Here is a 508-nt window from a genome sequence, read left to right as displayed (position 1 = left end):
ACGATCACCGGCGCGCAGCTGGAATGCCTCGATGACGACGAATTCGGCCGCGCCGCTGCGGACCACAGTATCTTCGCGCGCATCTCCCCCGAGCAGAAGGCGCGGCTGATCACCGCGCTGCGCCGCAACGGGCGATCGGTCGGCTTCCTCGGCGACGGCGTCAACGACGCGTTGGCCCTGCACGCCGCGGACGTGGGGATCTCCGTAGACAGCGCCACCGACGTCGCCAAGGACGCGGCCGACGTGGTGCTGCTGGAAAAGGACCTGGGCGTGCTGGCCACCGGCGTCGCCGAGGGCCGCCGGATCTTCGCCAACACGATCAAGTACGTGCTGATGGGCACGTCGAGCAACTTCGGCAACATGTTCAGCGCGGCCGCCGCCTCGGCGCTGCTGCCGTTCCTGCCGATGCTGCCCAGCCAGATCCTGCTGAACAACCTGCTCTACGACAGCTCGCAGCTGGCGATCCCGACCGACCGCGTCGATGAGGAACAGCTGCAGGCGCCGTCGC

1 protein-coding gene is annotated in these 508 nt (G+C 68.5%); it reads left to right on the top strand.

The window, feature by feature from the left end:
- Positions 1-508, top strand: a 508-nt coding sequence (locus A5696_RS19610) for an HAD-IC family P-type ATPase (protein WP_156738489.1), incomplete at both ends; no start/stop codon positions are given.

The organism is Mycobacterium sp. E2699, assembly GCF_001666745.1.
Lineage (GTDB): Bacteria > Actinomycetota > Actinomycetes > Mycobacteriales > Mycobacteriaceae > Mycobacterium.
Note: the sequence above shows the minus strand (reverse complement) of the source record. Positions and strands in the feature narration are given on the sequence as shown.